Annotated in this window: 21 protein-coding genes; 7 read left to right on the top strand and 14 right to left on the bottom strand. The window is 58.6% G+C overall.

What is annotated here, in order from left to right; all coding sequences use genetic code 11:
• Positions 1-24: 24 nt before the first annotated feature.
• From IC235_RS02255 to IC235_RS02215, 9 genes are all read right to left on the bottom strand, one after another.
• Entirely contained in the window at positions 25-741 is a 717-nt protein-coding gene (locus IC235_RS02255; protein ID WP_191003541.1) for a phenylalanine-4-hydroxylase, read from the bottom strand.
• A gap of 257 nt (positions 742-998) precedes the next feature.
• The gene (aroF, locus tag IC235_RS02250; RefSeq protein WP_191003540.1) at positions 999-2,003 is read right to left on the bottom strand and encodes a 3-deoxy-7-phosphoheptulonate synthase; all 1,005 of its coding nucleotides are present in this window, start codon (positions 2,001-2,003) and stop codon (positions 999-1,001) included.
• A 92-nt stretch (positions 2,004-2,095) separates the two neighbouring features.
• Positions 2,096-2,893, bottom strand: coding sequence for a tryptophan synthase subunit alpha (gene trpA, locus IC235_RS02245; RefSeq protein ID WP_191003539.1), 798 nt, complete (start codon positions 2,891-2,893; stop codon positions 2,096-2,098).
• Between the two features lie 116 nt (positions 2,894-3,009).
• Entirely contained in the window at positions 3,010-4,209 is a 1,200-nt protein-coding gene (gene trpB, locus IC235_RS02240) for a tryptophan synthase subunit beta (RefSeq protein ID WP_191003538.1), read from the bottom strand.
• Positions 4,210-4,280: 71 nt separating this feature from the next.
• Positions 4,281-4,994 carry a phosphoribosylanthranilate isomerase gene (locus tag IC235_RS02235; RefSeq protein WP_317173516.1) on the bottom strand — a complete coding sequence of 238 codons (714 nt, stop codon included), beginning with the start codon at positions 4,992-4,994 and terminating at the stop codon, positions 4,281-4,283.
• Positions 4,995-5,002: 8 nt separating this feature from the next.
• Positions 5,003-5,821, bottom strand: a complete 819-nt coding sequence (gene trpC / locus IC235_RS02230; RefSeq protein WP_191003537.1) for an indole-3-glycerol phosphate synthase TrpC — start codon at positions 5,819-5,821, stop codon at positions 5,003-5,005.
• Between the two features lie 109 nt (positions 5,822-5,930).
• Positions 5,931-6,929, bottom strand: coding sequence for an anthranilate phosphoribosyltransferase (gene trpD, locus IC235_RS02225; protein ID WP_317173515.1), 999 nt, complete (start codon positions 6,927-6,929; stop codon positions 5,931-5,933).
• A 105-nt stretch (positions 6,930-7,034) separates the two neighbouring features.
• On the bottom strand, positions 7,035-7,604 hold the full coding sequence (locus IC235_RS02220) for an anthranilate synthase component II (protein ID WP_191003536.1): 570 nt from the start codon (positions 7,602-7,604) through the stop codon (positions 7,035-7,037).
• Positions 7,605-7,643: 39 nt separating this feature from the next.
• On the bottom strand, positions 7,644-9,068 hold the full coding sequence (locus IC235_RS02215) for an anthranilate synthase component I family protein (protein WP_191003535.1): 1,425 nt from the start codon (positions 9,066-9,068) through the stop codon (positions 7,644-7,646).
• 299 nt (positions 9,069-9,367) lie between these two features.
• On the opposite strand from IC235_RS02215, the gene IC235_RS02210 reads away from it, so the two are divergent.
• On the top strand, positions 9,368-9,802 hold the full coding sequence (locus IC235_RS02210; RefSeq protein ID WP_191003534.1) for a pentapeptide repeat-containing protein: 435 nt from the start codon (positions 9,368-9,370) through the stop codon (positions 9,800-9,802).
• Between the two features lie 26 nt (positions 9,803-9,828).
• On the opposite strand, the gene IC235_RS02205 is transcribed toward IC235_RS02210, so the two are convergent.
• Positions 9,829-11,019, bottom strand: a complete 1,191-nt coding sequence (locus IC235_RS02205; RefSeq protein WP_191003533.1) for an alpha/beta hydrolase-fold protein — start codon at positions 11,017-11,019, stop codon at positions 9,829-9,831.
• A gap of 20 nt (positions 11,020-11,039) precedes the next feature.
• Entirely contained in the window at positions 11,040-11,744 is a 705-nt protein-coding gene (locus IC235_RS02200) for a hypothetical protein (protein WP_191003532.1), read from the bottom strand.
• 730 nt (positions 11,745-12,474) lie between these two features.
• Here IC235_RS02200 and IC235_RS02195 point away from each other — a divergent pair.
• The 4 genes from IC235_RS02195 to IC235_RS02180 all read left to right on the top strand — a co-directional run bounded on the left by IC235_RS02195 (position 12,475) and on the right by IC235_RS02180 (position 18,568).
• Positions 12,475-15,666, top strand: coding sequence for a SusC/RagA family TonB-linked outer membrane protein (locus IC235_RS02195; protein ID WP_191003531.1), 3,192 nt, complete (start codon positions 12,475-12,477; stop codon positions 15,664-15,666).
• A gap of 34 nt (positions 15,667-15,700) precedes the next feature.
• A complete protein-coding gene (locus IC235_RS02190; RefSeq protein ID WP_191003530.1) occupies positions 15,701-17,092 on the top strand; it encodes a RagB/SusD family nutrient uptake outer membrane protein in 1,392 nt (463 codons plus the stop codon).
• Between the two features lie 90 nt (positions 17,093-17,182).
• A complete protein-coding gene (locus IC235_RS02185) occupies positions 17,183-17,689 on the top strand; it encodes a DUF5004 domain-containing protein (protein ID WP_191003529.1) in 507 nt (168 codons plus the stop codon).
• 24 nt (positions 17,690-17,713) lie between these two features.
• Complete coding sequence (locus IC235_RS02180; protein WP_191003528.1) at positions 17,714-18,568, top strand: hypothetical protein; 855 nt, start codon at positions 17,714-17,716, stop codon at positions 18,566-18,568.
• 447 nt (positions 18,569-19,015) lie between these two features.
• Here IC235_RS02180 and IC235_RS02175 read toward each other — a convergent pair whose 3' ends face one another.
• The gene (locus IC235_RS02175) at positions 19,016-19,351 is read right to left on the bottom strand and encodes a hypothetical protein (protein ID WP_191003527.1); all 336 of its coding nucleotides are present in this window, start codon (positions 19,349-19,351) and stop codon (positions 19,016-19,018) included.
• 429 nt (positions 19,352-19,780) lie between these two features.
• Positions 19,781-20,869 (bottom strand): T9SS type A sorting domain-containing protein, encoded by a 1,089-nt coding sequence (locus IC235_RS02170; protein ID WP_191003526.1) that lies wholly within the window; start codon positions 20,867-20,869, stop codon positions 19,781-19,783.
• Positions 20,870-21,116: 247 nt separating this feature from the next.
• On the opposite strand from IC235_RS02170, the gene IC235_RS02165 reads away from it, so the two are divergent.
• The gene (locus IC235_RS02165; protein ID WP_191003525.1) at positions 21,117-21,962 is read left to right on the top strand and encodes an N-acetylglucosamine kinase; all 846 of its coding nucleotides are present in this window, start codon (positions 21,117-21,119) and stop codon (positions 21,960-21,962) included.
• Positions 21,963-22,039: 77 nt separating this feature from the next.
• Here IC235_RS02165 and IC235_RS02160 read toward each other — a convergent pair whose 3' ends face one another.
• Positions 22,040-24,853, bottom strand: coding sequence for a DUF4961 domain-containing protein (locus IC235_RS02160; protein ID WP_191003524.1), 2,814 nt, complete (start codon positions 24,851-24,853; stop codon positions 22,040-22,042).
• Between the two features lie 148 nt (positions 24,854-25,001).
• On the opposite strand from IC235_RS02160, the gene IC235_RS02155 reads away from it, so the two are divergent.
• Positions 25,002-25,979: a DUF2279 domain-containing protein gene (locus IC235_RS02155; protein ID WP_191003523.1), complete on the top strand. Its 978-nt coding sequence runs from the start codon at positions 25,002-25,004 to the stop codon at positions 25,977-25,979.
• Positions 25,980-26,072 lie beyond the last annotated feature (93 nt).

Raw genomic sequence — 26,072 nt, 5'->3', positions numbered from 1 at the left:
GCCAGCAAGCCCGCTTACGTCGCCTTACGCGACGGCCAGCAAGCCGGCCAGCTCGGCCACGCAATCCGTCAGCTGCTCCCAGGCGGGCAGCATGAAATACTGGTTTTGGTAGCGCGTGCCCGTTACCGGCGTGTGCAGCACCGTAGCCAGGTCGAATACCGGCCGGGGAGTGTTCTCGTTCACGCAGTGGTGTATTTCGCCGGCTGAGGAAAGCAGGCCCGCGCCGTACAAGCGCGGCTGGCCTTCGTGCTGCACCAGGCCAAACTCGGCAGTGAAGAAATACAGTGCCCACAACTGTTCCCGGGCTGCTGAGCCCACTGGCTGCGCCTGGTAGGCCTGGCCCAGCGCGTGCAGAAAATTAGCCAGTCCTTCGTCGAGCAGCATGGGCACGTGCCCAAACAAATCATGAAACAAGTCGGGCTCGGGGCTGAAGTCGAACGCCCGCATGGGCCGGATGCGGGTCACAACCGGAAACTGACGCTCGGCCAGCCGGGCAAAAAACGCGGCGGGCTCGAACGGCCGGCCGACGGGCGCCAATTGCCACCCGCTGTATTTCGACACGTTGGCGCTCAGCTCGTCAATGTCCGGGATGGCTTCCCGACGGAATCCCAACCGAGCCAGGGCCTGGCTGAAGGCCGGAGCCGCCCGCCGGTGCAGCAGCGCGGTTTGGCGGTCAAACAGAATCTTCCAAATCAAGTGGTCCTGGCCTGTAGCGTTCGCAGGGTCGAGCTTAGTAAACATCGTAATAGGGCAAAAAAAAGGCCCGACATCCTGGTGGATTCGGGCCTTTGAAGGTTGCTAGTGAAGAGGGGGCTTCATGCCTTGTTCTTCCTTAACGCCAATTGCAGCCCAGGCTTGCCCGATTTGGGGCAAGTAATTAGGGTATTGACACAATTGACGAATTGGGAGCGCATGAGTGGGACGAATTTAGGAATTGCTTCCGAATAACCAAGCATCTGCCCGATTAAAAAATCATGAAGCTCCGCGGTTAGAGCGGGCTACTCCAGCTCCCCACGCAGCGCAAACACCCGCCGCAGGTTCCGAATCAACCTGGCCGATTCGTCGAAATTCAGGGTCTGCTGGCCATCCGAAGCTGCTGTTTCGGGCGTTTCGTGCGTCTCATACACGATGCCGTCGGCCCCGGCGAGCACGGCGGCCAGGGCCATGGGCGGCACGTAGTCGCGCAAGCCGATGCCGTGCGAGGGGTCCACGATAACGGGCAAGTGGCTTTTTTCCTTGAGGATGGGCACGGCGTTCAAATCCAGGGTGTTGCGGCTGGCCGTTTCGAACGTGCGGATGCCCCGCTCGCACAGAATCAGCTTTTCGTTGCCACCCGAGAATACGTACTCGGCCGACGACAGCAGCTCCTCAATGGTGCCGGAAATGCCGCGCTTGAGCAGCACGGGCTTGTCGACGCTGCCCAAGGCGTCGAGCAAGTTGAAGTTCTGGGTGTTGCGCGCGCCCACCTGGAACACGTCGACGTAGTCGTGCATCTCCTCCACCTGCGACACTTGCATAACCTCGGTCACGATCTTGATGCCGCGCGCCTGGGCCATACCATGGAATAGCTTCAGCCCCTCCATGCCCAGGCCGCGGAATGAGTAGGGCGACGAGCGGGGCTTAAACACGCCGCCGCGCATCAGGCGCACGCCGTGGTCCGTGAGGTGGGCCATCACCTTTTCCATCTGGGCCTCGCTCTCGATGCTGCACGGGCCGGCGCACAGTGCCAGCGTGCCTTCCCCGATGGTCACGCCGTCGCCCAGGTCGAGCACGGTGGGCTGCACGCGCCATTTGCGGCTCACCAGCTTATAGTCGTCGGACACGTGGTGCACGTCGCGCACGCCGGGCAGCTGGCCGATGGTGCGGATGTCGAGGTCCTTCTTCCCAATGGCCACCAGGTAGTGGGCATGCTGGGTGGTGACTTCGGTGGTTTTGTAGCCCTGTTGCTTCAGGTGCTCGGTAATGACCGGCACCACGGCTGCTTTTTCAAGTTGAATTATCACGGAGGTAAGGGATTGCGCTAGAAGTAGGGATAAAAGGCTGGGCTCCGGTGCAAGACCGTCGGCCAAAGGCTCGCTGTTCGGCTAAAAGCTTATCAGACTGAGCGGGCTACCGGACTCTTGATGCCCCGGACAAACCGGGCCGCGGTAGCCGGCGCATCTTCGGCGTCTTGCAGCGCCCGGATGAGGGCGGAGCCGATAATGGCCCCCTCGGCGTGCTCACAGGCGCGGTCGAAACCCATTTTATCGGCAATGCCAAAGCCGATGAGCCGCGGGTTTTTCAGGTTCAGGGCCGCAATGCGCTCAAAGTACTGCTGCTGCGCCTCCGCATCGGGCAGCGTGGTGCCGCCGGTGGTGCCGGGGCCCGATACCAGGTAGAGAAAAGCATCTGATAACGCATCGAGCCGGCGAATTCGGGCTTCCGAGGTTTGGGGGGTGACGAGGAATACGGCTTTCAACCCGTATTGCTGGAATAGCGGGTGGTACCTTTCCTCGTACTCATCCAGCGGCAGATCGGGCAGAATCAGGCCGTCGACTCCCACGGCTGCCGCTTGCCGCAGAAAGGCTTCCACGCCGAATTGCAGCACAGGGTTAAGGTAGCCCATGAGCAGCACCGGGGTTTCGGGCACCACGGCGCGCAGCTCGCGCAGTTGCTCGAAAAGCACGGGTAGGTTCATGCCATTGGCTAGAGCTGCTGAGCTGCTACGCTGAATAACCGGGCCATCGGCCAGGGGGTCGGAGAACGGCATGCCGATTTCGAGGATGTCGGCCCCGGCTTCGACTAGTGCTTTGGCGAGCGGTAGGGTGTCGGGCAGGCGGGGGTAGCCGGCGGTGAAGTACACGTTGAGCAGGTTTTGCTTGCTGGCGAAGGCGTTTTTGATTCGGTTGTTCATGTTTTTTATGGTTTTTTCACCGCAGAAGGCGCAGAGGGTTTCGCAGAAGGGACGCAGAGGACGTTCTTCTGCGTCCCTTCTGCGAAACCCTCTGCGTCCTCTGCGGTGAAAAAAAATCAAACCAGCTTATCCAAGTTCTTCAAATAGGTTTCCAAGTCCTTATCCCCCCGCCCAGAGAGATTCACCACCACCACGTCGTCGCAACCAGCCCCCAGCTGCCCCAGCGCCGCCAAAGCGTGGGCCGTTTCCAGCGCCGGAATAATGCCTTCCAACCGGCTGAGTTCGCTTACCGCTTGCAGCGCCTCCTCATCGGTAATAGCAATAAACTCAGCCCGCCCCGACGCCCCCAAGTGAGCGTGCAAGGGCCCGATGCCCGGATAATCGAGCCCGGCGCTCAGCGAGTACGGCTCGGTAATCTGGCCGTGCTCGTCCTGCATCAGCAGCGTGCGGCTGCCGTGGATGATGCCCGGCGTGCCCAGCACCGACGTGGCCGCCGAATGTCCGGAGGCAATACCGTGCCCGGCGGCCTCCACGGCAATGAGTCGCACCGACGGCTCGTCGAGGAAATGATAGAACGCCCCCGCCGCGTTGGAGCCGCCACCCACGCAGGCCACCACAAAATGGGGCAGCTCAGAACCGGTTTTCTCCAGCAGTTGGGCCCGCATTTCTGCGCTGATAACGGCCTGTAGCCGCGCTACCAGGTCCGGATACGGGTGCGGCCCCACCACCGAGCCGATGATGTAGTGCGTATCCACGGGGTTGGCAATCCAGTCGCGGATGGCTTCGTTGGTGGCATCTTTCAGGGTTTGGCTGCCGCTGGTCACGGCCCGCACTTCGGCCCCGAGCAGGCGCATGCGGGCCACGTTGGGGCTTTGGCGCTCGATGTCGGTGGCGCCCATGTACACCACGCACGGCAAGCCCACCAGGGCGCACACCGTGGCCGTGGCCACCCCGTGCTGGCCGGCCCCGGTTTCGGCGATGATGCGCTTCTTGCCCAGCCGCTGGGCCAGCAAAATCTGTCCGACCGTGTTGTTAATCTTGTGAGCGCCGGTGTGGCAAAGGTCCTCGCGCTTCAGAAAGATGCGGGCTCCATAGCGCTCCGACAAGCGCCGGGCCTCGAACAAGGGCGTGGGCCGGCCCACGTAGTCGCGCAGCAGGTGCTGCAAGTCGAGTTGGAAATCGGGGTCAGCCAGGATGTCCAGGTAGCTGGTGCGCAGCTCCTCCACGTTGGGGTAGAGCATTTCGGGGATGAAGGCCCCCCCAAATTCGCCGTAGTAGCCGCGGGCCGTAGGTTGCTGATAAGAAGATGGAGTCATAAGTTATGATTACTTGATAGTTAGTACCTAATGCCGACGGCGGGGTAGCTCAGCTCGGCCGGACGTTCTTTTTATGGGTTTACCGGGGGCCGCAGGACCGCCAGCAGCTGCCTTACTTTTCCCACATCTTTCACTCCCGGCGCGGTTTCAAAGCCGCTGTTCAAATCGACGCCGGCCAGGCCCGGCAGGCGCAGGGCCGCCAGCTCGGCGGCATGCTCCGGGCCCAGGCCCCCGGCCAGGAAATAGGGCACGGGCAGGTGGTAGCGCTTCAACAAATTCCAGTCGAAAATCGCCCCATTGCCGCCGGGGGCTAAGCCTTTGGTATCGAAGAGGAAGAAGCCGCAATGCGGCACGTAAGGCTGCAAGGCCACGAAATCCACGGCGTTGCCCACCGCGAAAGCCTTCATCACCAGCAGACCGGCCGCGCTTAGTTCTTCGCACTGCGCCGGGGTTTCCTGGCCGTGCAGTTGCACGGCACCCAGGCCGAAGCGTTGAGCGGTGGTCAGCATGTTGCCGGTGGTTTCATTGACGAAGACGCCCACCTTCCCGATCGTTGGCGGCAGCTTTTGCACCAGCTCGGGAGCCAGCGCCTCGCCCACAAAGCGGGGCGAAGCCGCCGCGAAGATGAAGCCCAGAAAATCGGGCGCCAGGGCGGCCACGCCGGCCAAAGCCCCAGCGTCGCGCATGCCGCATACTTTCACGAGCAGCCGCGCCGGCGGGCCGCCCGCGCCGGGCCAGCCGGCCGCTAGGGCAACTTCAACGGGTAAGGGGCGGGACGTTTTCACGGGCAGCATCAGGCCACGACGGCCGTTTTGGATAAGGCGGCAATTTCCTGCACCAGGGCCGCGCAGGCGCGCTCGGGCCGGGCGTGGCGCATGAAGGCCTCGCCGAGCAGAAAGCCCCGGTAGCCGGCTTCGCGCAGTTGCTTAATAGTCGCCGCCGTAGAGATGCCGCTTTCCGAAACCTTCACCAGATCACTTGGAATAGCTGCCGCCAGCTCCAGAGAAGTGTCCAGGCTCCAGCTGAAATCGTGCAGGTTGCGGTTGTTCACCCCCACCAGGTCCACAGCCTCCACCTGGACGGAGCGGGCCAGCTCGGCCGCGTTGTGCACTTCCAGCAGCACTTCCAAGCCCAGCGACCGGGCCAGACGGCCCAGTACGCCGATTTCCTCCGGCGTGAGCACGGCGGCGATGAGTAGCACGGCATCGGCTCCCACGCTTTTCGCTTCGAGAATCTGGTACTCATCCACCACGAAATCCTTGCGCAGGATGGGGCAGAAATTAAAGCGGCGCGCCGTGGTTAAGTCTTCGTTTTTGCCCCCGAAAAACTCGGTATCGGTAAGGATGGACAGGGCTGCGGCGCCGGCTTGCATATAGCCCAACGTGGTGCGCTCCACCGGGGCGTACTGATTAATCCACCCTTTCGAGGGCGACTTGCGCTTGAACTCGGCAATGAGGCCGCTGCCGTGCGGGCGCAGCAGGTACTGCCGCAACGACAGCGGCTGCGACTTAAAGTACAAACTGCTCTCCAGCAGCTTGACGGGTACCAGCTCGCGGCGGGCGGCCACCTCTTTCCGCTTGTGCGCGATGATGGTTTGGAGAATGGTGGACATGAGGAACAGGAATAAGCGGTAAAGGATGAGCGGTTTGGCAGAAGCTGAGAAAGGCGGGGCCGATGACCAGGCCCAGGCCGGGGCCTATTTCTCGTGGGCCCTTCCTCATTCAGGGTAGTTGCAGCATGGTTTCGAAGGCCCGCTTCGCCGCGCCCGAATCCAGGGATTCGCGGCTGCGAGCCAGGGCTTCGTCCCACCCCAGGCCCGGACGGGCACACTGCAGGGCCAGGGCGGCGTTGGCCGTCACCACGTTGCGCTGGGCGGGAGTGCTGGTGCCGTCCAATATTTGCTTGAACAGCCCGGCGGCCGCCGCTACCGTGCTGCCCCCGGCCAGGTCGGCGGCGGCGCAGGTGGCGAGGCCCAGCGTTTCAGCCGTCAGCAGGCGTTCCCCCTCAAACGAAGAAACCACCTTGGCCGGCCCGGTGAGGGCCAGCTCGTCGTAGCCGTCCAGGGCGTGCACCACCGCGTAGCGGATGCCGGTGGGCTGCATCAGGTAGTGGTAGATGCGCTGCAGTTCGAGGTTGAATACCCCCAGCAGTTGGAACCCCGGCCGGGCCGGATTCACCAGCGGGCCCAGGATGTTGAAGAACGTGCGCAGGCCTAACTCGCGGCGCACGGGCCCGGCGTGGCGCATGGCCGGGTGGAAAGCCGGGGCGTGCAAAAAGCAGATGCCCGCCCGGTCGAGCTGCCGCCGCAGCTGGTCGGAGCTCGCCTCAAAGTCGTAGCCGAAATGGGCGAGCACGTTGGAGGCACCCGACACCGACGACACCCCGAAGTTGCCGTGCTTGGCCACGCGCACCCCCGCCCCGGCCACCACGAAGCACGCCAGGGTGGAAATGTTGAGCGTGTTTTTACCGTCGCCGCCGGTACCCACGATGTCGAGCACCTCGGTGGTGCCCAGCGCCGGGTCGCGGCTCAAGTCGAGCAGGGCCTGCCGGAAGCCGGCCAACTCCGCCACGGTGATGGGCCGCATGCGGTACACGGCCAAAAAAGCCGCCGTTTCGGCCGGGTTGGCTCCCCCCTCGCCCAGCTGGCGCATGGCAGCGTGGGCCTCGGCGTGCGTCAGGGGCTGGTGGTCAAAAAGCTTGGTGAGAATCTGTTTCAACATCGAGGGGTAGCGCGGAGCCTTCACTCCGTATCATAAGAACAACTGTAATTCAGGGGGTTTGCAACACTCGAGCGACTTCGTCCTGCCGGGTGCAAAGGCTCCGCGCTACATCAACCAATTTTCCAGCATTTTGGCCCCGTGCTCGGTAAGAATACTTTCGGGATGAAACTGCACGCCCCGCACGTCGAACTGCCGGTGGCGAAAAGCCAGTACCTCGCCGGTGGCATCCCGCGCCGTGGTTTCCAGCTCGGCGGGCATGGTTTCGGGCCGCACCGCCCAGGAGTGGTAGCGGCCTACCTGAAACCGGGGCGGCAAGCCCGCGAACAAGCGCTCCCCGGGCACCGTTACCTCGGCTTCGTTGGCCACCCCGTGCAGCACCGCGGGCAGGTTGTAGAGCGTGGCGCCGAAGCTTTCGGCCAGGCCCTGATGGCCCAGGCACACGCCCAGAATGCGCTTGGTGGGCGCGTATTGCTCGATGATTTGCGGCATCAGGCCCGCTTCGGCCGGAATGCCCGGGCCCGGTGACAGCAGAACCGCATCGTAAGCGGCCACGGCCTCGAGCGGCAGCTGGTCGTTGCGGATCACGGCGAGGCCGGCGCCGTGGCCGAGCTCGCGCAGCAGGTGCACCAAGTTATAGGTGAAGGAATCGTAGTTATCGAGAACGAGAATTTTCATTGGGTTTAACGCTTAACTATGAGCAGTAGACCAAACACTCTAACCAACACTCGTGGCCGCCCGCAGGGCCTCCCGCAGCGCGCCCAGCTTGTGGTGCACTTCCTCCAGCTCCGACTGCACATTGGAAGCCGCTACCACCCCGGCGCCGGCCTGGAAGTACAGCTGGTTACCAGTACTCAAAAAGGAGCGAATCATGATGGCGTGGTTGAAGTTGCCGTCGAAGCCCAGGTGCCCGATGCAACCGCCGTAGTAGCCCCGGGCGGTGGGCTCCAGGCCGTCGATAAGCTGCAGCGCCCGGTGCTTGGGCGCACCCGACAACGTGCCCGCCGGGAAAGTGTCGGCGACCACTTGCAGGGTATCGGTGCCGGCATCAAGCTCCGCCGTCACGTGGCTCACGAGGTGGATGACATGCGAGTAAAACTGAATTTCGCGCAGCGTGCGCACCCGGACCTGGGTGCCGTGGCGGGCCAGGTCGTTGCGGGCCAGGTCCACCAGCATCACGTGCTCGGCGTTTTCCTTGGGGTCGGCGGCCAGGCGCTGGGCGGCGGCGGCATCGGCCGCGTCGTCGCCCGTGCGGCGGTAGGTGCCGGCTATGGGGTAGAGACTGGCTTCGCGGCCCTGCACCAGCACCTGGGCCTCGGGCGAGGAGCCGAAGATTTTGTAGTCGCCGTAATCAAAGTAAAACAAGTACGGCGAGGGGTTGATGGACCGCAGCGCCCGGTACACGTTGAATTCATCCCCCGTAAAACCTTGCTCAAAACGCCGTGAGAGCACAATCTGAAACACATCGCCGCGTCGGCAGTGGGCCTGGCCCTGGGCCAGACGCGCCCGGAACTCGGCGTCGGTCTGGTTGCTGATCTCCTCTCCTACCGTGGCAAACTGAAACGTCGGCACGCTGGGGTTGCGCACCAGGTTTTCGAGACGGTCGAGGCCGTCGGTTTCGGCGGCTTGCCCGGTTACACCGTGTTCAAACAGGTACAGCTCCTGCCGGAAGTGGTTGAAGGCAATTACGTAGCGGTACACGCCGTAGCGGATGAGCGGCACGTCGCCGGCGGGGACCTTGGCTGCGTCAAAAGTTACGTCCTCAAAGCTCTGCACGGCTTCGTAGCCCAGGTAGCCAAACAGGCCGGTGCTGATGAAAGGCATTTTCGCGGCGGCCTCGTCGGGCACGAAAGCGGCAGCGAACTGCCGCAGCTCTTCCAGGGCTTGGCGCGGGGCGCTCAGCTGAGCCTGGGTACGGCGCCCATCGGGAAACGACTGCCGCAGTTCGCCCCCGCGCCGCAGCTCAAACGTGCCCAGCGGCTCGCATACCAGGTAGCTGAAGGCGTTTTGCTGGCCGTGGTAGTCGGCACTTTCCAGCAGCAGGCAGTTGGCGTATTGGTCGCGCAGGCGCAGGTACAAGCCCACGGGCGTAACGGTGTCGGCGAGCAAGCGGCGGTGGCGGGTGGTGAGGTGGTAAGACACGGGAGCGAGGAATAAGCAATAAGGCAAAGCCGACGGCGCAGCCAGGGATAAAATGCAAAAAGCCCGGCGAGCGGCCGGGCTTTCGTGTTCAAAGGTAAAATCAAGGGTGACTTCACCAGGCGCACAGACAGTCCGGTCCGAATTTTCGGAGCTGCCACCACCAAGCCTGCGAAGTACGAAGAGAAGCCATTACAGAAAAGCGTTGGATGAGAACGCCCCGCAAAGATATAGCATCATCTTTAAAATTCCGGCAAGAGATTCATATTTTTACTGCGAGCCTGCTAACGTAATGATCATAAATGAAAAAATTCACCAGAGCAGAGATAGAAGCACTTATTAACACGGTTGGTACGGAGGACGACGGCACTCTCGGGGCGAGTATTGATTTAGCTGGTGCGGATTTGAGCCACGTGGATTTGTCTGGTTTAAATCTGAGCCGGGCCAACTTAGATGATGCCAGGTTATGTCATACCCTCCTTCGCGAGTGCAATCTGCAGGGCGTTAGTTTGGTGGGGGCCGACCTGTCGGGGGCGATCTGTACCGACGCCAATATGAGAGGAGGGTGGCTGAGGTGGATGACGTGCCAGGGAACAGACTTTACGGGCGTTGACTTTAGCTTTGCCCTGCTGACATCCACCGATTTGAGCACGGCTACTTTTGGTAACAACAATTTTAGGGGAACGGAATTAAGCGGTTTGACGCTCCCACCGGGAGGCGTGGCAGGCATCAGCTAGTTTTTAATGCGTCGAGACGCTCTCTATTACTTGGCTCTGGCCGCCCGACGAGTCTCTTGGGCTGCTGCCCCAAATAGAAACTGGTACGCGGCCGGGAATTCACGTTGCCAAAACCATTCGCGGTGCTGCCCATCCGCCGGGGCGTGAAACGATATGTTGGGCGCGGGTACCCCCTGGGCCCGCAGTTCCGCGCGCCAGGCCGCCATCAAGGGCAGCATGGTTTCCGATTCCTTGGGCCCGCACACGAAGTAGAACCGGGCAGTTGGGGCCGCCGGGTGGGTTTTGGCAAACACCTTCAACGAATCGTTGCACACCCAAAAGGCGGGCGAGAAGACCCCGATGCGGCCATACACCCGCGGGTATTTCAAGGCCGCGTACACCGATATCAGGCCGCCCAGGCTGGAGCCGGCCAGGCCCGTGTGCGCGGCATCGGGCTTGGTACGGTAGTGCGCATCGATGTAGGGCTTAAGGGTGAGCGCCAGAAAGTCGACGTACGCGCCCCCTTGCCCGCCGGCTTTCAGCTCTGCGTTGCGCCAGGGGATGTATTCATCGGCGCGGTATTGGTTGCCGTGGTCCACGGCGACTACGATGCTGGGAACCGGGCTCCGACCAGCACCCGGAAGGTGGTCGAGGGTTTCGTCGACGCCCCACTCGCCGCCGAAGCTGGTGGCCTCGTCAAATACGTTCTGGCCGTCGTGCATGTACAGCACCGGGTAGCGCTGCTGGGGATTTTGGCCATAATCGGCGGGCAAATACACCCACACCCGCCGCGTGCGGCCGAGCTGCGGCAGGCGAAAGGACTCGCTGATAACGTGTACCCGCGGGCTGGCCGTGGGCTTTCTGAGCGCGGGGGCACCGGGTTCAGCCCAGCCTGCTATTTCGTGCGTAACCGCCGCTGCTTGTCGCAGGTCGGCTTGGCGGTTGCCTATGGGCTGCTTGTCGGGTCCGGCTTCCACCTTTGCCCAACTGCCCCGCGTGAACTTGTACTCAATGGCTCCTAAGCCGGCAGGCAGGCTGATGTGGTAGGTGCCGTCGGGGTTCCTGGTCAGGGCGTACGCGGCGCTGTGCGGGTTCCAACCATTAAAAGATCCCGCCACAAAAATGGTATCTGCGGCGGGGGTGTTAGGCGGAACTCGAGTAATGCTGAGTACAGTTTGCGCCCCCGCCGGCCGGGCCGCTCCCCCGGTTAGCAGAACCAACAGCAAGAGGCGATTCACGGCGTTCATCGGGCGCGTACTCAGCGAATAGTTTCGCCGGTGCCGGCGTCACGCTCCGCCGCGCTTAATTTGCGCAAGGTGTACGCGGCTCGCACCGAATCGATTCCGGGCAACCCATTGGCTTGAAAATTAAGCGCCGCTCCTTTTTTCTGGGGGCCTTTCACAAAGTGCCGGTATTCTTCGGCCGGTTCGAGCACGACGTAAAGCAGCCCCGGCGACGGCACCTTCAGCCGCGAGTAGAAGCAGCGGCCGTCGCCGGCGGGGCGGCGCGTTTCTTCTGCCACGAGGCTGGTGCCTAGCAGGCGGTACTTGGAAGCGTCGGTGCCTGGCAAGGGGAAGTTACCCAAGCCGTCGACAAACACCTCCCGCCGCTCCATAAGCTGTTCGAGATTCAGGATTTTGAGGAGGCGCAGGTTTTCCTCGGCCATAACGAGTTGCTGCACCGACTTGCCCGGCTCGGGCTCCTGGTAGTACACCAAAACCGGTTTCTTCAGCTTGACTTTTCCCACATACGACGGCGCCTTGGGGCCTTCGGGCTCGCTGCTGGTCGGCACGGTAGTAATGGGCGTGTACTCCGGTGGCGGCTTCGGGCTCCCTTTACCCGTTGGCGCCGAGTTACCGCGGCCCGTCGGAGTAAGTTTGCGAGGGCTGGGCCGGGACTGAGCTACGGCACTGGCCAAGGTAGCGGCCAGTAGCACGATAACGAGTAGTAAGGTCTTTTTCATTTCCTAGAGAAAAGCCAAAAGTAGCGAGCAAATATTGGCTCCGCAAGGTGCATTCACGCCGGCGGAGCAACCGTATTACCCTTGCCAGCGGCCCTGTAGAAGCATTTGGCGGCCTTTCCGGTCAAGGTCACGGCTGGAAAGGCCGCCGGGAAAATAAAGCCCTGGCTTACCGTCGGGATAGCAGGCCCTACCCGGGGCTTGGGACCAATAAGCGGCAAGGACTGTCAGTTATTCCTTTACAACTACAACCTCGCAACTCATTCGAGGGGTTACTGATCCTAACACATGTAGTTATCTTACCCTGAGGCACTCCCCTCTCTGCTAACTACCCGCGGCTAATCTGGTGCGCCATACCCATCACAAGCGCAAGACGGCAGTATTTGATAGTTCTTTATACTCATAATTTATAATTTACGACCAGTTTTAGCACCGAGTCCGTTGCTCATCCGCGGCCAGAAAGAGCTAGATTTTTTTCACTCTTACAGGTTTTTATTGTTCAATATATACTACTACCATTCACTATCATACCTGGCAAATATCCCTGGTTTAAGCTCTAAACAACCGTAGAATAACTCCTTAGTGAAGGTCAGTTCTGGGTTAGGCTTTTAGTACTTTAAAAGCCCGACAACATCTGGCTTTAATGCCGGTTCTTTCGGTATATTGCAGCCGCTTTTTTGCGCATTTTTAACTTTTTCGCACTACCCTCACCTCTCACCCCATTTTGTTTTCCATGAAACATCACTATCTAGCGAAATTATTGTTTCTGCTACTGTTCGCGGCCTTTGGCTTCCCCTCAGGGGCCTTTGCGCAAACCGGCTCCGTTAGCGGCCGGGTAACCGACGGTAAGAAGGAGGGCATTCCCGGTGCTACTGTGCTTATCGATGGTACTACGCTGGGTAGCTCGTCTAATGTAGACGGTACTTATAGCATTCAGAATGTACCGGCCGGGGCGAGAACCCTGGTTTTTTCATTTGTGGGCTACAACACGGTCCGCCTTCCGGTGACCGTGGTGGCCGGTCAAAACGTGGAGATATCAACCAGCTTGATTGAAAACACGACTCAACTGTCCGAAGCGGTTGTCGTGGCCTACGGCACGCAGGAACGCCGGGAGGTAACCGGCTCGATATCCACCGTCAAAGCCGACCGCATCGCGAACAACTCGGTGCCGAGCTTCGACGCCGCATTACAAGGCCGCGCTGCGGGCTTGCAAGTGGTGCAATCGAATGCCGCCGCCGGCTCGGCCGTTCGCATCCGGGTGCGCGGCACAGCTTCTATTACCGCTTCGGGCGAGCCGCTGTATGTTATCGACGGCGTACCCGTCGATAACTCCGACATCAGCGACCAGGACTTTAGTCGCAACAGCGTAAAAGCCAACAACCTGAACCCCTTAGCAGCCATCAACCCCAACGATATCGAATCGATTTCGGTGTTGAAAGACGCTTCGGCGACTGCCCTGTATGGTTCGCGCGGCGCCAACGGGGTGGTGCTCGTAACCACCAAGCGCGGCAAGACCGGTAAAACCACGTTTAACGTGAGCTATTACACCGGGGTGAGCGAGGCCACCCGCAAGCTCCCCCTCCTCAACGCCCAGGAGTGGCTGCAACTTTACAACGAAGCACGGGTAAACGACGGCTTGGCGCCACTGGGCCCGAACGAAACCGTTTCCGTCAATGGCATTGGGTTTACCCCTAATTCGGTGGCTGGCGTCAACACGAACTGGGTTGACGAGGCCCTGCGCACCGGCTCCGTGAACGATGCCTCGGTATCGGCTTCGGGGGGCAACGAGAAAACCCGCTTCTTCGTGGGCACGGGCTACCGCCAGGAAAAAGGTATCCTGAAAGGCAATGATTTTCTGCGGCTCAGCGGCCGCATCAACCTCGACCACAGTGCCAACGAAAAGCTGGACCTGGGCACCCAAATCAACCTGAACTACGTGGATAACGACCAAGTGCCGACCTCCTTCAACGGCGGTATTGGCACCGCCCAGTCCTCGGCACTACCCATTTTCCCGGTTTATAACCCCGACGGCACCTTCTTCGGTACACAATTCGGCAACACTGGCACCAACATCGTGGCCCAGCGCGAAAATACTTACGTGTCGAAGGGCCTGCGTACGCTAGCCAATCTCTACGCCCAGTATAAAATCGTAAAGGGCTTGACCTTCCGCTCGGAGCTGGGGCTGGACCTGTTCAACCAATTGGAGCGCCGCTACGAGTCGCCGGTCAACCGCTACTTTACCGGCGTCGACGCCAGCGGCAACAACCTGCCCCGTATCGGGCTGGGGACCACCAGCGAACGCCAGTCGAACCGCTTCAACTACAACAGCAACAACCTGCTCACTTACGAGAAGTCGCTAAACGAGGAAAACCAGTTGAAAGTGCTGCTCGGGTTCAACGCGCAGAAATTCAACAACCATGATCTGGCCGCCAGCGCTTCGGGCTCGGCCGTGGGCTTCGTGAACCCATACTTCACGCAAGGCCTCAACAACCTGGCCTTCGCGCCCGGCGCCCCGGCCGGCGGCGGCCAGCCGGTTACGGGCACCAGTAGCCGTGACTACTACACCTTCCTTTCCTACCTGGGCCGGGTGAACTACGTATTTAAAAACCGCTATCTGCTGGAAGCCAGCGCCCGTATCGACGGCTCATCCCTGTTCGGCCCGAACAACCGCTATGGCTTTTTCCCCGGCGCGTCGGCCGGCTGGATTATCAGCGAAGAGTCCTTCATGGAGAATCTGTCGGTTGTTAGCTTCCTGAAGCTGCACTCCAGCTTCGGTATCACCGGCAATGCCAACATCCCGAGTTTTCAGTACCTGGGACGCTACCAGCAGACGGGCAACTACATCGGCCAGCCCGCCAGCGGCCGTAGTGTGTTGGAAAACCCCGACCTGTCGTGGGAGAAAAACCGCGCCGTGGATCTAGGCCTGGATTATGGCTTCCTGCAAGGCCGCATTTCGGGTACCATTGCCGTGTACCAGAAAACCAGCTCCGACCTCCTGCTGAGCCGCAAGGTCCAGGCTTCGGCCGCGGGTTTCAACCCCAGCAATGAAGTTCTGAACGTGTTTATCAACTCCGGCGTGGTGGTTCGCAACCGCGGTATTGAGTTCGACGTGACTTCTAAAAACCTGGTGGGCCCTCTTACTTGGACGACCAGCTTCAATATTGCTCACAACTCGAACATCGTGACCAATAACGGCGGCTTCGACAGCCCCGACTTTTTTGGCCAGGGCGAAGGCGATACCCGAATTATTCAGGGCCAGCCCATTGGCATTTCTTACATACCCCGCTACGCCGGGGTGGATCCCGCAACGGGCGACGAACTGATTTACGACAAAAACACGGGCGAGAAAATTAAGCTCACGGCGGCTAGCCAGGATGTTAACCGCGTGGCCATTGGCCATCCGTTCCCCAACTACACGGGCGGCCTGGAAAACATCTTTGGCTACAAAGGCTTTGACTTCAGCGTGCTGCTCACCTTCTCGCAGGGTAACCAGATCTACGATGACGGCGCTAAATACCAGCAAGGTGGCCGGCTCGGCTCCTGGAACCAGCGCCGCGAGGTGCTCAACCGCTGGCAGAAGCCGGGCGACATCACCGAAGTCCCCCGCGTATCACTAATAGAGGGCGGCCGCGCCGATCAGAGTAACTCCTCGCGCTACCTCTACGATGCGTCGTTCCTGCGCGTGCGCACTGCCTCTATCGGGTACACCCTGCCGGCGGCCATCTCTGGGGCGGCCCACATCGCCTCGGCCCGCATTTTCGTGAGCGGCCAGAACCTGTTTGTGTTCACCAAATACGCCGGCTGGGACCCCGAGGTAGTGCGCTACAACTTCAGCAACGGCCAGGGCAATACTTCCTTCGGGGCGCCTTACCTGCCCACGCCGCAGCAACGCGTCGTAACGGCGGGTGTGAACCTAAGCTTATAAGTTTTCCTTTGTCTGACTTCCGACTGACTTTCTTATGAAAAAAATATTTCTGCTGGCCCTGGGCCTTAGTACGGGCCTGCTCACGGGCTGCAAAGACTTCCTGGACCTGAAGTCAACCAACAGCCAGCCCGACATTGAATTTCTGAAAAGCGCCAGCAACGTCGAATCGGTGCTGGTGGGCGCCTACGCCCAATTATGTGACACTAAATTTCTCGGTGGCGAGGTAATACGCACCAGCGAGGAATACGGCGATAACATCGACCTGAGCCGGGTGACGGCTGGTGGCGGAGCCGGTGCCCAGTTTACCACCCGCGGCTTCAGCCTGTTTAACTCGCAGGGCCGCGACCTCTGGAACAAGGGCTACACGGCTATTGCCCGGGCCAATACGGTTATCGCGGCCATTGATCAGAATACGTTTGCCGCCGACCAAAACGTGAAAACCCGGCTCAAAGCCGAAGCGTTGTTCGTGCGGGCCGTGGCCCATTTCGAGTTGGTACGGCTGTTTGCTAAGCCTTACACAAGCAATGCTGGCACGGAGCCGGGTATTCCGCTTCGCATTACTTCCGTTACCACGGAGCAGGCTGCTGATCGGACTCCTCGCAGTCCGGTAGGGGTTATCTATAATCAGGTTATCGACGACCTGAAAGCGGCGGAGGCTGCTCTGCCGTCCAATAACGGCAATCGAGCCACTAAATGGGCCGCCAAGGCTTACCTGGCCCGGGTGTATTTCAACAAGGAGGATTACACCAACGCCTTTACTTATTCGGATGATGTTATCAGGAATGGTGGCTTCAACCTCGGCTCTTCTTCCAACCCGACGGCCGTAACCATTCCCTTCCGACAGGCTGGCGACACCAGCCCCAACGGCACGCCCGTTATCTTCCAAGCGGTTGGTACCCCGACGAACGATGTGAGCGACATCGCCCGGAACAATTTCTTCAATACCAATTCTGAGTCGGTCACCCTGCCGCTTAGCGCTTCCTTGAGCGACTTGCTGCGCAACCAGGGCGGCCGCCGCGATTTGCTGCTGGTGAGCCGGCCAGCCTCTACGCTGCCCTTCTCGCTCAAGTACCAGGGAGGAAACCCCATTAATATTCCAGTCATCCGCCTGGCAGAAATGCACTTGACCCGTGCCGAATCGGCCGTGCGGAAGGGCGCTTTCGTGCCCGCCGAAGTTCGCGCCGATTACAACATCCTGCGCACCCTGGCCGACGTGCCCGTTGATGCTATCACCACGAGCCAGGCCGCGTTGCTCACGGCCATTCAGGATGAGCGCCGCATTGAGCTGTTCACGGAAAATGACCGGTTCCATGAATTGCGCCGTCTTAAGCAGAATATCCGGGGCCTGCCCTACAACGACTCCCGGATGCTGCTGAAAATCCCGGACATTGAAGTTCAAGCAAATCCAGACATCGTACAGAATTAAGACAACCTGGTTTGCCGTAAGTTGAGTGGCTTCCGGTGAACGCGTTGGTCGTTTTTCCTCTTGTGCGTAGCACCGTTAAACAGCAATCAAATGAATAAGAAATTTTTTCCATTTTTAGGGGCCCTCGCCTTGCTTGGCGCGGCTTCTTGCCAGCCCGAAGAGAAATTTGGGGAAATCGGCCAAGCTTTTGCCACCGCCGAAGGCACCATCGGTGATTTTCAGCTCACGCAAGTGGTTCAGGTCGACAACGATGCCGTCGACAATAACTACCCGGCCGAGGTGCAGCGGATGGACCTGACGAGTGACTATCCTTTCAACCAGGTCGTGTTCTCGTTTCAGGCCAATGGTAATGAGCCGTCTAACTTCGTGGTTACGAACCCCGGCAACGCCCCCGTTTTCCTGGCCAATGGTACCTGGAAGTTCGACGATTCGAAAGGGCCCCGTAAAATCATTATTTCCCAGGCCAATGGCCGCCGCGACACCCTGCAGTATGGGCAATCGTATCGGGCCGCAGATAACAGACTCGGCTTGAAGCTATTGCGCCGCAATGGGCCTAAGACTCTGGTGACTTACGAGTTGAACTTCGTACGCAAATAATCTCCACCCTTGACCAGCATTTCCATGAAGCGCTACTTCTTTCTTTTATTTCTCCTGCTGACCTGTACCCAGGTGGTTTTGGCGCAGGGGGTTGTCACGACCCGGCCAACCGTATTCACGGCCAAGGACCGAGTAGTTATTACGGTTGACGTGACGGGCACCCCAGTTGAAGGCATTAGCCCGCTCTATATCTGGGCGTTTATTCCCGGCGGTGGCGGCGATGCCATTACCAATGGCCCGAACTTCAACTCTTCTCTCCCGGCGGCTAGAATGACCCAGGACCCCACTAACCCCAATAAATGGTCCTTTACGGTAAGCTCTTCCGTTGATTTTTTTGCCAAGCCGGCAGGGGCTGTCACCGCCTTTGGTTTCCTGGTTAAGAACCAAGACGGCACCAAGCAGACGGCTGACTTCACGCTGCCTGTAAAGCCCTTGGAATACATTGCCAAGCGCGTCGAAACCTTCCCCTCCAATTTCAGTGAAGCCGACGTGGTGACTATCAAGTATAACCAATCCAAGGAGACGGTAGATGCGCTTAAGTACGTAGATGCGTCGGCAACCCCTCAAGTTCTGTATACGGGCAACCTATTCATCTACCTGGAAGCCCGCGCCAAGAACGCGGCTGGTGTTGAAACCGTGTACCGGACGGCAACCAGTGTGAACACAGTAGACGTCTCGGTCGACACCTACAAGATGAGAAACACAAGCCCAGGCATCTATACGTTCCGGCTCATTCCGCGGCGACTGTTCACAGGGGTCGGCCTGCAAGCCAACGAAACCATCACGGATATTACCGTTAACATCCGCAAAGAAAATGCTGCTCAGGCACGCCGGGGTCAAACAGGCCCCGTGGTCCTGACGCCTTTCACGGCTAACTAATCAGTTTGGCTTACTAGTTGCCTTAGGGCATAAAAAAACGCCGGAGGGTATCCGGCGTTTTTTTATGCCCTAAGGCAAGCATAACGGCTCGTAAAGCCATCCATAGCTAATGTAGCACCGTCAGGATTACTTTAAGCATCCCGTACAGAAGGCCGTATGGGGTTCTCTTAGTAGGAACATAACGCAAACCCAGCACTGGGTCTAAACAACGTTTTTTCCTTATTAGCTGGCCCAGGATCTGTTCTAGCACCGAACGCCCTAACACCAGCTACAATCAGTCGAACTTCACTTCCAGGGCATAGAAAGCCGGCTTCTGATCGATATCAATGGCGCTTAACTCGTCGTACCGCGCGGCGAGCGCCAGAAAAGAGGAAAGCCTAAATGGTAACCCAAGCGCGTAGTTTTGAATTACACCTACGCTATCTCATTTTATCGAAAAACCGTAACCTACTCTTTTTCATAATAAGAGCTATCGTCACCCCCATTTCGATAGTAGATAACTATTTTGTTAAACCTTCTCTTTATTGGTAAAAAAGCCGCAACTGTGCCCACACCAAGAATTTCCTGGGGCATATGTTTTTCATCTTCGTCCATAAGATATTCATATAATATTATCCTATCTGCAGCACATTTCCATTTATTAGAATTATGAAATAATAGACGTTTGCCCATTTTTGAATAAAGCACTCTCGTGTACTTCCCACCAGGTAATATTCTGAGGGTGTCCACATTATTACTAAGGCCTTTCATCGTGTAAATGCCTATAATGTCTTCTTCGCTCACATTGCAAGAGCTGATAAAGAACAATATGACTATCGCAAACGTAAGTTTTAAAGCTCTCATTTTACTTTTTTCAGACGGTAGCACCCAGAGATAGGTTTGGCGTGTCGCGGATTGAGGTGGACCAAGATTATTTAAGCGGTATATTTATTCCATCACCATCAGGTCAAAGAGTCCAAGAAGAGACTGATTTACTGTCCGCAGCCAATACACCAACTTTGTCACCAACGGTATAAAAACTGTATTCTGCACTGCCCAACATCTGAGCAGTCATATTTGCACCAACTCACAAGGCGTGGGCAATGTAGCTCAGTGTTTAGCTACGCCTCTAGGAATACAGCACAGCTACGGCTATCACATACAGTTCGTCGGGATTCCCAAGAAAAAAGGCCTGTAAATACAGGCCTTTTTTCTTGGGAATCCCGAGATAACTTACTCAACCACTACCTTCTGAGTAGCTATATAGTTACCGGCCTGTACTTTTAGTACATAAGTACCGGCGGCGAGTTTAGCCCCTGCGAGGCTTAGTTCGTGCTGGCCTACAGCCTGCCGGCCCACGTTGAATTGGCGAACTTCCTGACCGAGCAAATTTTTGAGTGAAATCTCCACATCCGAAGCGCGGTCGGCTACCGTGTAATGGATTTTAGCGGCATCGCTCATTGGGTTGGGGGCTACCTGTAGGTTTAGCTTAGCGGCATCCTGCGCATTCCGGACACTGGTTACTACCGTGGTACTCACGAACTGCGTACCGGGCAGGGTTACGAAGTTGGGGCTAGCCCCTAAATTGCTGGTATTGCCGGTTACTTCCGGAATAGCGTCAGTGGAATAGTAATCACCTTTCTGGTTGCTCTGAACAGCAAAGAGCTGCAATACATCACCCGGCAGGATGTTCATCGAGGCTTTGTCAAGCTCGATCTCCCAGCCTTCTATCCCCGTGTGTAGTGGCGTGGCAGGAACCGGGCCCACCAGAAAGAACACGTTCTTAAATGCCATGCGGGTTAACTGCAACCCGCCCGTCGTAGAGGCCGGAACCGCGAGGGCCGTACCCGTTATGGGCAGGTCGCCAGTGACCTGGTCAGTAGCCAAACCACCTGCGACACGGGTATAGTCGATAATGCTGCTAGCCGAGACGGTAGCACCGCCTTTCACCCCAAAGCCATAGTCGACCTCAAAGTCCATCTTGGGGTCGTTGATCTCAAAAGAAGTACCCGTCAGGCTGCTCACCGGCAAGGTGGTATTTGCTGCGACCCCAGTTTTGCGGGGCTGGTTCAGGTATATTTGAAAGGAATTCCCGTTCTGCTCCAGCGCACCGGTCAGGGCGATGTAATACTTGGTCGCCGTATTGCGCACGTAGAGCTTCACTAAACCGTGGTCGCCAAACCCGTGGGGGCCAGAATACATCCCAAGCTGAACGTAGCCTTCCGCGGGCAATACCTGGCCGTCGAGCGTAACCTGAGCATTAGCATTCAGGGCAGCGGCCGACAGTAGAGAAAGCGCTGTTATAGTAAGTAGTTTTTTCATGTAACCTAAAGGGGAATGGGTGAATGTAATAGTACAAATATGGTGACTTTGTCCGAACCAGCAAATCCGTATCAGAAAAAGCGAGCAAATTACCCCCATCAGCCAAAATTCTCTAAGAATCATCATTATAATCTGTAAAATTCAGATTGTCGGAAAATTATTTTTCCGCTGGATCAGCATTTAGCACTGCGCCCGATTACTCGGCTATTTACTACTTTCGTCCTTACTCTCAACCAATCCTATCCTTATGATTCTAATTGCCGACGGCGGCTCCACGAAATGCAACTGGTGCCAGCTCGACGATGCTCACCAGCGCGTGTACTTCAACACCGAAGGGTACAACCCCGACTTTATGAACACCGAGGCCATCGCGGCGTCGCTGGCCCAGAACCTGCCCGCCACCTTACCGCGGGAGCAGGTGAGCGACGTGTACTTTTACGGGGCGGGCGTGTCCTCGGCGTCGAAGGCGGAAATAATCGCGGCGGCCCTGCGCCAGCAGTTTCCGCAGGCCAAGGCGCACGTAACCGAAGACTTATTGGCGGCGGCCCGCGCCCTGCTGGGGCGCCAGGCCGGCTTTGCCGCTATTCTGGGGACCGGTACCAACTCGTGCCTGTACGACGGCGCGAAAATCACTTACAACGTGGATTCGCTCGGTTATTTCCTGGGCGATGAAGGGTCGGGGTCGTTCTTCGGCAAGCGGCTGCTGCGCGACTACCTGCGCGGGCTGCTGCCCGATGGGCTCCAGGACGTGTTTCGCGAGACCTACTCGCTGGGCTCCCGCAACGACATCTTGGATCGGCTTTATAATCAACCCCTCCCCAACCGCTTCCTGGCCAGCTTTGCCAAGTTCGCCTACGATCATAACAACGTTGGCTACTGCCGCACCATCGTTTTGGAAGGCTTTGAGGCGTTCTTCCAGAACCTGGTGCGGCACTACCCCCGCTTCCAGGAGTATTCATTCAATTGCGTGGGGTCGGTGGGCTACAATTTCCGCGACGTACTGACGCAAGTGGCCCGCAGCTACGGCATGGAGGTCGGCAAAATTATCCGGTCACCCATTGATGACTTAGTAAAATACCACGAGGAGGGCTAATCCGAAAGCCCGGAGGTAGCACAAAAAGGCCCGCCTAAATTATTAGGCGGGCCTTTTTGTGCTACCTCCGGGCTTGTTTATTCTACTACCAGCCGGAGGTTCTGCTGCTGGTTCTCAGCTCGCAGCTGCACGATGTACACACCGGGCGCGAGCTTGCTTAGCGGGAGTTCGCGGGTATGCATCCCGAGCGCTTCACGCACCGCGGGGAGCACCAGCACACTTTGACCCAATACGTTGCGCACCGTTAGCTGCACGGACCCGGTAACGGGCAACTCGTACTCCACGGTGGCGGTGCCGCGGGCAGGGTTAGGGGCCACGCGCAAGTGCAAGGCGCTGGCGGCCTGCTGCCCGGCGCGGGCTCCTAATACTACGACCCGCTCCACCCGGCGGTCGGTGTACACGGCATACTCGCCGGGTTGCAGCAAAATAAGCTCGTTGGGGTTAGTTACCATGATGCTTTGGTCCCTCAAGTAGTTGTACCACCTGCCGGTGCTTTGGAAAGCCGGGTTGATGGTGGCCGCCGTGACGCCAAAATTACCGATGATGGTGACATTCAGGCTCGGATCGCTGAGGTGTATAGACTTGGTGAGGCCGCTCAGCTGCTGCGTATACGTACCGGTTCTGAACACGGGCTGCGTCTTCTTCAGGTTGATCAGGTTGCGGTACACGTTGTAGAGGTTGCGGCGATTCACGTTGTTGTAGTAGTTCCAGAGAATGGGCTTGTTACCCACCCGGCCATTCTGCTCGATGCTGATATCGTAGCCTAATTCGCCGAACTGCCAAATCATTTTGGGTCCCGGCACGGTGAAGAAGAACGCGGCGGCGGCTTCGTTGCGGGCCAGGGCCGTGTTGAGGTCGCGCACGTTGTACACGGGGTTGGTCTGGTTGCCAAAGGTGAGATTTTTATACATGAGGCGCTCCTCATCGTGGCTTTCCATGTAAGTCACCAGGTTGGGGTTAAGCCAGTTACGCGCTCTGTAGTAGCCGCCGCTAAAGTCCGAGCCATCCACATAGCCCATGGTAGCTTGGTTGTAGTTGTAGTTCTGGTTGCCCCACAGCATCATGCCGTAGTCAGCCAGGACCTTTTCCTCCGCGTTATCGGCGAAGTGCTCTAAAATGCAGTACACATTAGCATCAACGGTTTTCATGAAGTCATAATAATCCTTCCAAATGTCGATGCGCGACTGGTCGTAAGCGCTCCAGGCCCCTACATCAGAAGTATTACGCTGGGTGAAGCCCTTGGACAAGTCGAACCGGTACCCGTCGATGCGGTATTCCCGCAGCCAGAACTCCATGACCCGCTTCGAGAAATATTTGGTAAACGCGCTTTCGTGGTTGAAGTCGTAGCCCACGTTGAACGGGTGGGTAGCGTCGACGTTAAACCAAGGGCTGTTGGGGGCGGGCTTGCCGTTCTGGAAATACAACTGCACCATGGGCGACTGGCCGAACGAGTGGTTGAGCACCATGTCGAGCACCACGGCGATGCCGCGCCGGTGGCACTCGTCGATAAGGCGCTTCAGCTCGTCCTTGGTGCCGTAGTATTTGTCGGGCGCGAAATAAAAAGACGGGTTGTAGCCCCAGCTCTCGTTGCCCTCGAACTCGTTAATGGGCATCAGCTCGATGGTATTCACGCCCAGGCGCTGCAGGTAGTTAAGCGTGTCGCGCAGGGTTTGGTAGTCGTGGCGGGCCACGAAGTCGCGCAGGTGCAACTCATAAATCACCATGTCGCTGCGATTGGGCCGGGTAAAAGCAGTCGTTTGCCACTGGAATGGGGTCTGGTTGGTTTGCAGCACCGCCACGTTGCCGGTAGTCTTGCCCACCGGGTAAGGCTTTAAGTTGGGGTAGGTAATGCTGGGGATGAACGCATCGTCATTGGCTTGCAGAATCTTTTCCGAATATGGGTCTGCCACGCGTAGAGTACCATCAACCAGGTACTGATAAGCGTACTCGCGGCCCGGGGTGAGGCCGTTAATCTGCACCCACCAGCGGGTGCCGTCAGGCGTGCGGTTCATGTAGCTGCCGTTGTCGGTCTGCCAGTTGTTAAACTCGCCCAGCACGTAGATAAACTGCTTGTTAGGCGCCGTTAAGTTCAGAATCACCGACGTGCCCCCGGCGAGGTAGGTAATTCCATCCTTGGCGCCGGCTGGCAAAGGGGCCGTAACCACCGCCGGGCGCACCACGAAGATGAGAGAGTCGGAGGCACTCATGACGCCATTATCGGCGGTGAAGCGCACCACGTTACGCCCGACTTGAGCAATGGTTACCGCAGTAGTGAGGGTGGTAACATTGGCCTGCTGGGCCACCTGCGTCCCATTGAGGCGAAACGTGAGGGTCGACGCCACCGAGCCCACCCCCGTGACGTTAATATTGTCGTTGAGGTTGACGAACAACGGGTTGCCGTCCGCGTTCGGAGCCGGGTTGGTAATCCGGGCCGCGAGTCCAGCCGAGGCTACATCCACGAAGATGTCGGCCCCGCCGGCCGCGCGGCCCACGATAGAACCATTGGCGTTTTTGAAAATCATGCCCAACCGCAGGATGGTTTCGTTGGCGGGCACGGGGTAGAACGTCCGGGGGGTGAAGGTGATGCGGTACAGGTTGGGATTGGCGCCGTCGCGGGTCATCAGCGCGGCCGGGTCGGCCTGCCCAAATACGGGGCTCTTCACGTACCGCCAGGTAGTGTTGGTAGCACTCAGGTTAGTCACCGTGCCGGTCCAGATATAGACGTCGCCGGTAAAATCCCTTAGGGCAGCATTGCCCAGCCGCGCGTCAAAAGTGATGGTGACGGGGGTATTTTCGGTGAAGAAAACGGGCTGCGTAGTCACTACTTGCGCTTGGGCCGTCCAAGTTAGCAGCGTCAGCAGTACCAGGATTAAGCGTCGAAATTTTTGCATTGAATAAGGAGTTGATAGTAAGAGAGAAGAAGAGCAGCAGCGTCAGCGGTCACGGACGCCGTTCGGCTGGCAATAGACTTGCAATATACAGTACTACTTCCTTCAACCCACACCGTCCAGCGTATCTTTGCCGTCCATTTCGGCCCGCATGAAGTCTGTTTTCCGATTTTTTATTTTGCTGCGGCACTGGAATTTAACAAGGATAACGGCGGTAGTTATTCTGGCCGCGCCCCTCAACAGCCGAGCCCAAGCGTCCACCGAACCCGACCGGGCCACGGACCGCAGCGCCCGATCCGCGCTGCGGCCCGATTCTACGGCGCAGCAAAAACGCCGTCTGCGCTGGCTGGTGGGCGGTTCGGCCCTGGGCTACGGGGCCATCTATACGGGCCTGAGTACGGCTTGGTACACCGGCGAGCGGGTACCCCTGCACTGGTTCAATGATCTGCCCGAGTGGCAGCAGCTCGACAAGTGCGGCCATTTCTGGGGGGCGTTTCAGGAGAGCCGCGGGGCCGTCGACATGCTGCGCTGGGCCGGCCTGAGCGAGCAAAAAGCCATCTGGTATGGTTCCTTCGTGGGCTTCGTCGTCCAGAGCCCGATAGAGCTTCTCGATGGCCAGGACCCAAACTACGGGGCTTCGGCTACCGACTTAGCGGCGAATTTTCTGGGCTCCACGGCGCTGCTGGTGCAGCAGCTGGCCTGGCACGACGTGCGCATCATGCCCAAGTGGTCGTTTCACCTTACCGATTACGCACAACAGCGCCCCAACGTGCTGGGCCGGACCGCGCCCGAACGCTGGCTTAAAGACTACAACGGGCAGACGTACTGGCTCTGCACCGACGTGGGCGCTTTTCTCAAGCCCGGCAACCGCTGGCCCCGCTGGCTGCAACCGGCCGTGGGCTACGGCGGCGAAGACATGGTGTACAACGACGACGGCACCAACGCCGCGGCCGGGCTGCGGCCCTACCGCCAGTTTTACTTGTCGCTGGACGTGGATTTGCGCCGCATTCCCACCCGCAGCGCCTTGCTGAAAAAAGTATTTTACACCCTCAGCATTTTCCACCTGCCCGCCCCCGCGCTGGAATACAACGGACGTACCGGCTTCGGTTTTCACGGGCTCTACTTCTAAGATCCTGTCGTCAGACCCATATAGGCAGGGTAAATTGTAGGGCTGGCGTGCGTCGGCGATGCGCTACCGACTGGTAGTGCTGAAAGTTATTCG

It is taken from the genome of Hymenobacter montanus (genome assembly GCF_014699115.1).
GTDB classification, from domain to species: domain Bacteria; phylum Bacteroidota; class Bacteroidia; order Cytophagales; family Hymenobacteraceae; genus Hymenobacter; species Hymenobacter montanus.
The sequence above is the reverse complement of the archived record's forward strand: the minus strand, read 5'-3'. Positions and strand labels throughout refer to the sequence as shown.